We start from the raw sequence: 6,296 nt of genomic DNA, 5'->3' as shown, positions 1-6,296 counted from the left end.
AAATCGTCGAACAGGCCGCGCCGAACGACTTCTTCGATAATCCGCAGAATGAGCGGACCCAGTTGTTCTTGAGTCAGATTCTGCATTGATTATCTGGATACATCTGCTGGTTCTGCCGAGTGCCGCTCGGCGCGCACCCATAAAGATGAAGCTCGAAATCTCATGAGTTGTCGGTAATGACAACCCTCCAATTAGTCTCCGGGTTATAAGTAGCTCGAAGGAGCGATATGCACGATTTTAATAAGTTTGACGCCACCACCATTTCGGAAATGGTTCGTTCAGGTGTCGTGAGCGCAGAGACAGTAGCTGATCACTTTCTTGAGTACGTTGAATCGCAAGAGCGAAACATTAAAGCATTCGTTTCGTTCGATCCAGAAGGGGTGCGCACTCAAGCTTGCCAACTAAAAAAGAGTAACGCGAATGGTCTCCTGGCGGGTGTCCCAGTGGGAATCAAAGACAACTATGACACCACGGATCATCCCACCCGTTTTTTCTCTCCGATCTATGATGACAACTGTCCTTCGCGTGACGCCCATGTCGTCTCGCTTCTGCGCCAGGCCGGAGCGGTCATCATGGGCAAGACGCATACCACCGAATTCGCTTACATGCATACCGGTCCAACCCGCAATCCACATGATCTCGACAGGACCCCAGGGAGCTCCAGTGCCGGATCGGCAGCGGGGATGGCGGCCGGCTTTTTTCCGATCGCTTTGGGAACACAGACAGCCGGATCATTGATTAAACCGGCATCCTATTGCGGACTGTATGCTTTCAAACCTTCGTACGGGTTAGTTCCTCTAGAAGGGGTCAAACCATTAGCGCCGAGCTTCGACACGGTGGGTTGGTATGGCCGCTCCGTTCGTGATCTGGTGCTGATGGCTAAAGTGTTGATTCCTGGATTTCCAAAGCTTGCTCATGAGCGCAATTTACGGTCGTTCGGCTTCTGTCGTACGGCCCGTTGGGATCAGGTAGACGAGCACGTGTCCAAATCACTGGACGCTGCTGTAGAAGATCTGCGATTGGCGGGACATCAAGTGAGCGAGGTATTGCTGCCCGAGGAATTTGCGGGTGTATTTGATGACCATCTGCTGATAAACGATTGCGAGGGCGCCCGATCACTCTCCAAAGAACTGCAATTGCACCCTGACAAACTAAGTGAAGAGTTGTTAGCCATGTTCGAACGCGCCAGTCTGACGACTTGGAACCAAGAGTCAGCGGCAAAGAAGCGTTTAGCAAAGTTAGCCGCTGTTCTGGAACCGATATTCATGCCTTTTGACGCCGTCTTGGGTGCGAGCTGCGGCATCGTCGCGCCGTTGGGGCTTGGAGCTACCGGATCTTCTGATTTCTGCAAGTTTTGGATGGCGTTTGGATTGCCTCAAATCAATATCCCTCTCGTTCGGAATACCAGGGCGTTACCAGTGGGACTTCAAATGATCGGGGGATTTAGAAACGACAGCAATCTGTTACTGGCTGCGGAGCAAGTTGATGCGGTGCTGAGAGCAGCCGCACCCGCGCCTGCCGCATCAGGGTGATGCAGCAGGCGCGTAGTTCAATGTTCAATCGTCAGGCCCTGCAGCAGGATCGACGACAGCACCACGATGTAAGTGATGCTCAGCAAAACGGTGAACACCACGACCGCAGTGCCGTCGTTGAACAGCGACTCACCGACGATGGTGGTTTTCAGCGGCTTGGATGCGTTGGCGGTCCGCAGCACGCCGAGCACGGCAATCGGGTCGGTCGGGGAGATCAATGCGCCGAACAGCAGGCAGTACAGGAAACTCACGTGCCAGCCGAACAGGGCAAAAATGTAATAGGCGAGGCTGCCGATCACGGCGGTCGCGATCAATACGCCGAACGTTGCCAACAGGCCGATGGGCTAACGGTAGCTGCGCAAGTCATTGAGGTTGACGTGCAGGGCGCCGGCAAACAGCAGGAACGACAGCATCCAGTTCATCAGCAGATCACCGAAGTCGATCTGGTCACTGACACCGCCCAGAACGTCGAGCGCCAGCCGGCGTATTGCCCCAGCGCGGTTCCCAGCGGAACGCCAAGCACGTTGGCCAGGGTCAGGCCGGTGAACATCATGGCAATCGCCTGGGCCCGTTTGTTCGGCGCGACCAGGCCGGCGGCCACCACCGAACCAATCCCGAAGAACGCCCCGTGGCACAACGCAGTTACCACGCGAGCGGCCATCAACGTGGCGTGGTTTGGCGCCAGCGCGCACAGAATATTGCCAAGAATGAACATCAACGTCATGCCCAGCAGCGTGGCTTTGCGCGGCATGTTGGCGGTGCCGATTGCGAGGATCGGTGCGCCAAACACCACGCCCAGGGCGTAGCCGGTGATCAGCAGGCCGGCGTCGGAATGCTCACGGCGAGGTCGCGGGCCACATCGGGCAACAGGCCCATAATGACGAATTCAGTGGTGCCGATGCCGAACGCGGCAACAGCGAGGGCAAGCAAGGCGAGTGGCATGCGCAAGGTCTCTGTCGGTAGTCTTGACGCTCTGATCAGGCATACGCATGCCGACGCCCGTTCTCGACGAGAGCGGGCGTCGGCACAAATTATTGGAATTAGTCAGTGCACAACTGAGTGCGGCGTGGTCGCTTGCAGTATAAACAGCTGCTGACATATGGCGAATCAATTATCTGACCCGCTCCCTGTAGGAGTACGGCTTGCCGGCGATGGCGATCTCAAGGACGCCTTCGCCGGCAAGCCGCGCTCCTACAAGGGCGGGTTGGGCAACAAAAAGGAGTGTGCCGTGCTTGCCACAGCACTGGTGTTAGTCGCGGCGCTGTTGCACGCGGCGTGGAATACCCTGATCAAATTCAGTGCGGAACGATTGTTGGTAGTGGCCTGCATGGACAGCGTGGCGATGTTGTTTGTCGCGGTGATGCTGCCTTTGGTGAACGTGCCGCCCATGGAAATCTGGCCGTGGATTTTGGCGTCGGCGGCGTTCGAGTTGCTCTATCGCTATCTGTTGATCCAGGCGTACCGCGTCGGCGACCTCGGGTTGGTCTACCCGCTGATGCGTGGTTTGTCGCCGCTGGTGGTGCTGGCGTTGACGCTGATTTTTGCCGGGGAAGTGCTGACAAACCAGCAGATCTTCGGGATTCTGCTGATCCCGTTTGGCATGCTGTGCCTGCTCTGGCAGGGCGGTGGCGGCGCGCGTTTGCCATGGTCGATGCTGCCGGTGGTGGCGTTGATCGGCCTGTGCATCGGCTGCTACACCTTCATCGACGGCCAGGCGTTGCGACGCTGGTCGCATCCGCTGGATTACCTGGTGTGGGTCACGTTACTCAGTGCCTGGCCGTTTCCGTTGCTGGCTGTGGTGCGCAAGCGACCGGCTTTCATGTTGTTCTGGCGTGAACAGTGGCGACTGGGGTTGGCAGTCGGCTTTTGCGTGTTGTTCAGCTACGCTCTGGTGCTGTGGGCCATGCAGCTGGGCTCGATTGCCGAAGCGGCGGCATTGCGCGAGATCAGTGTGATTCTGGTGGTGCTGTTCGGCATGCGTTACCTGAAAGAACCTTTCGGCAGGCCACGGCTCTTAGCCTGTGGACTGGTGCTGATCGGCATACTGGTGATGAAGTTTTGACTGGAGCTCGACTCTTGAAACTTGAAGAAGGGATTGCGTTATGACGGTTGCTCTGTGGTGCATTTTGATCGTGATTTTCCTGCCCTATATCTGCACGGGCATCGCCAGGGTCAGTGGCGGGTTCAGGCCGAAAGACAACCATGACCCCCGTGACTTTCTCGAGTCACTGAATGGTTTGGGCCGACGCGCGTATGCGGCGCATCTGAACGGTTTAGAAGTGACTCCCGCGTTCGCGGCGGCGGTGATCGTTGCGCACCTGGCCGGCAATGCCGAACTGGTGACGATCAATGTGCTATCGGTGTTGTTTATCACCAGTCGGCTGCTGTACATCATTTGCTACCTGGCGGACTGGGCGATTTTGCGGTCGCTGGTGTGGTTGGTGGGGATGGGGTTGATCGTCAGTTTCTTTGTGGTTTCTGTTTAAGAGCAAGCTCAAAAGATCGCTGGCGAAGTCAGCGATCTTTTGACTTTAAAGCTTGTCGGTCACCTGAGGCACTTGAGGCAGGGCTGCGCCTTTAGGCCAGAGCATCCAGATCTGCCCCTGCTGTTTCATGTCGCCGGCCAATTGCCCGGCCGCATCGCCCGTGCCCCAGAACAGGTCCGCACGGACTTCGCCGGCAATTGCGCCGCCGGTGTCTTGAGCGGCTACCGGGCGTACCAGTGCGGTACCGTCCGGTTTAGTCGTCGATAACCACAACAGACTGCCCAGCGGAATCACTTTGCGATCCACCGCCGCGCTATAGCCTGCGGTCAGCGGTACGTTCAGCGAGCCGCGAGGCCCTTCGTTGCTGTCCGGGTTACGGGTGAAGAACACGTAGCTAGGGTTGCTGCCCAACAGTTCCGGAATGCGCGTCGGATTGGCCTTGGCCCAATGGCTGATGGCGCCCATGGTCACCTCTTCTTTTTTCAGCTCGCCCTGATCGACCAGCCAGCGGCCGATGGGTCGATAGGGGTGACCGTTCTGGTCGGCATACGCAATGCGCAATTGACGGCCGTCGTCGAGTTGAATGCGGCCCGAGCCCTGAATTTGCAGAAATTGAAGATTCATCGGGTCGGTCAGCCAGGCAACAACCGGTGCCTTGACCCCTTTGGTTTCAATCGTTGCCGCATCGTCGTAAGGCTTGAGCACACGACCTTCGAGTCGTCCCCGCAGGCGTTTGCCTTTGAGTTCCGGGTAAATGCTGTCCAGAGAGACGATGATCATGTCCTCGGGTACGCCGTACACCGGGATGTTCGCCGCTTCGGTCTGGGTCAGGCTGCCGGGGTAGACCGGCTCGTAATAACCGGTGATCAAGCCGTCGGGATTGTCATTGGCGGCGCGCAGGCCGTAGACGTCGAGGTTCTGCTTGAGGAAGCCACGAATGTCGTTGGCAGTTTGCGGCACGTTGGCGGCAGCCGCACATGTTGAACCCCAGACCGGGTCGGCTTTGAGTCGGGTGCAAGCGCTGCGCCACGAGCCGAAGCCGGCGACCAGGTCGTTGTCGGACACCGTCGGAAGTGCTTCCCACGTGGCGCTGGAGTAGGTGGCCAGGGCGTGGGTTTTTGGTTTGTTGTTGTCGCCACCGGTGCAGCCCGCAAGCACGACCACCATCGGAAGGGTCCAAGCGAGGTTGTGACGGCATGCCTTGAAACGGCTGTTCATGGAGTAATTCCTTTGCCGGTTGCCTGAGTGCTCCATGCGCTCAAACAACCCGTATTGATAATAGGGCTATTGGTCTTTGCCGATGACGCGAGGATACTGGCCGCCGTTTCCCGTGACCTGAAGCCACCATGACTCTTAAAAGACTTTCTGTTGTATTGCTGGCCTGCCTGACGCTGTCCGCCTGCGGTGGTGTCGACCCCAACTCGCCGCTGGGGCAGCGCAAGGCAATCTTCAAGCAAATGCTCAAGACCGGCGAAGACCTGGGCGGCATGTTGCGTGGTCGCATTCCATTCGACGGTCCGAAATTCGCTGATGGCGCCGTGAAACTTGACGCGTTGTCCCATGAACCCTGGAAACATTTTCCGCAGGTGCGCGAAGAAGATCACACCAGCGCCAAGGACAATGTGTGGCAGCAGCAGGCACGCTTCCAGGAAATGGTCCGCACCCTTGAAGCCGCCACCGGTGAATTGGTGATTGCCAGCAAGGTTCAGCCTTACAAGGCCAGTAACCTGGGTCCGGCAGTGCAGAAAGTCGAAGATGCCTGCAGTGCGTGCCATAAAGAGTTTCGGGATCATTGATCTCTGATCAGAGGTGGACGCGGAGCGTCCATGGCTGCATTCCCACGCAGAGCGTGGGAACGATCACTTATCCAACTCGTCGAGTGCGTCCTGCAATTCCTTGCGGGACTCGGCGAGTTTGTCTTTGCGCTTGTTGATCTTTTCGGCGTCGCCTTTCTTCATTGCCTTGTCGAGATCAGCCTGACGCTTGCTGACTTCGTGCTTGGCGTCGAGCACTTTGTTCTCCCGTTCTTTCTTCAGGGAAGCGTCGGTGCAATGAGCGGTGACTTCGCTCAGGGCAGTTTCAAGGCCAGCCTGCTGATCAGCATTGCCGTGAGACTTGGCCAGTTCAATCTGGTTGATGATGCCCTGCTTCTTCGCGGCGCAGCCGGTCAGCCCCGGAGCTTCTTCGGCGGCCATCAGTGGAGTGGCCATCACGCTGCAAAGGGTCAACAGGGCGAGCGGTGAAAGAAGTTTCATAAAAGCTCCATGTGAAAAGGCAA

6 protein-coding genes and 3 pseudogenes are annotated in these 6,296 nt (G+C 57.5%); 5 read left to right on the top strand and 4 right to left on the bottom strand.

Annotation, left to right across the window (positions count from 1 at the left end; all coding sequences use genetic code 11):
• A pseudogene (gene glnQ / locus QK293_RS21205) lies at positions 1-89 on the top strand (glutamine ABC transporter ATP-binding protein GlnQ); the annotation flags it as partial.
• A gap of 138 nt (positions 90-227) precedes the next feature.
• On the top strand, positions 228-1,532 hold the full coding sequence (locus tag QK293_RS21200; RefSeq protein ID WP_282380652.1) for an amidase: 1,305 nt from the start codon (positions 228-230) through the stop codon (positions 1,530-1,532).
• 80 nt (positions 1,533-1,612) lie between these two features.
• On the opposite strand, the pseudogene QK293_RS21195 reads toward QK293_RS21200, so the two are convergent.
• A pseudogene (locus QK293_RS21195) lies at positions 1,613-1,978 on the bottom strand (cation:proton antiporter); the annotation flags it as partial.
• A 2-nt stretch (positions 1,979-1,980) separates the two neighbouring features.
• Positions 1,981-2,474, bottom strand: a pseudogene (locus tag QK293_RS21190) (MFS transporter); the annotation flags it as partial.
• Positions 2,475-2,760: 286 nt separating this feature from the next.
• Here QK293_RS21190 and QK293_RS21185 point away from each other — a divergent pair.
• Together QK293_RS21185 and QK293_RS21180 are read left to right on the top strand one after the other, a co-directional pair.
• Positions 2,761-3,594 carry an EamA family transporter gene (locus QK293_RS21185; RefSeq protein ID WP_282380658.1) on the top strand — a complete coding sequence of 278 codons (834 nt, stop codon included), beginning with the start codon at positions 2,761-2,763 and terminating at the stop codon, positions 3,592-3,594.
• 40 nt (positions 3,595-3,634) lie between these two features.
• The gene (locus tag QK293_RS21180) at positions 3,635-4,018 is read left to right on the top strand and encodes an MAPEG family protein (RefSeq protein WP_282380650.1); all 384 of its coding nucleotides are present in this window, start codon (positions 3,635-3,637) and stop codon (positions 4,016-4,018) included.
• A gap of 45 nt (positions 4,019-4,063) precedes the next feature.
• Here QK293_RS21180 and QK293_RS21175 read toward each other — a convergent pair whose 3' ends face one another.
• The gene (locus QK293_RS21175; RefSeq protein ID WP_282380648.1) at positions 4,064-5,236 is read right to left on the bottom strand and encodes an MltA domain-containing protein; all 1,173 of its coding nucleotides are present in this window, start codon (positions 5,234-5,236) and stop codon (positions 4,064-4,066) included.
• A 128-nt stretch (positions 5,237-5,364) separates the two neighbouring features.
• On the opposite strand from QK293_RS21175, the gene QK293_RS21170 reads away from it, so the two are divergent.
• Positions 5,365-5,814 carry a cytochrome c gene (locus tag QK293_RS21170; protein WP_282380646.1) on the top strand — a complete coding sequence of 150 codons (450 nt, stop codon included), beginning with the start codon at positions 5,365-5,367 and terminating at the stop codon, positions 5,812-5,814.
• Between the two features lie 63 nt (positions 5,815-5,877).
• On the opposite strand, the gene QK293_RS21165 is transcribed toward QK293_RS21170, so the two are convergent.
• Positions 5,878-6,273, bottom strand: coding sequence for a DUF1090 domain-containing protein (locus QK293_RS21165; protein ID WP_282380644.1), 396 nt, complete (start codon positions 6,271-6,273; stop codon positions 5,878-5,880).
• Positions 6,274-6,296: the final 23 nt, after the last annotated feature.

The organism is Pseudomonas sp. AL03 (assembly GCF_029960815.1).
Taxonomy (GTDB): domain Bacteria; phylum Pseudomonadota; class Gammaproteobacteria; order Pseudomonadales; family Pseudomonadaceae; genus Aquipseudomonas.
The sequence above is the reverse complement of the archived record's forward strand: the minus strand, read 5'-3'. Positions and strand labels throughout refer to the sequence as shown.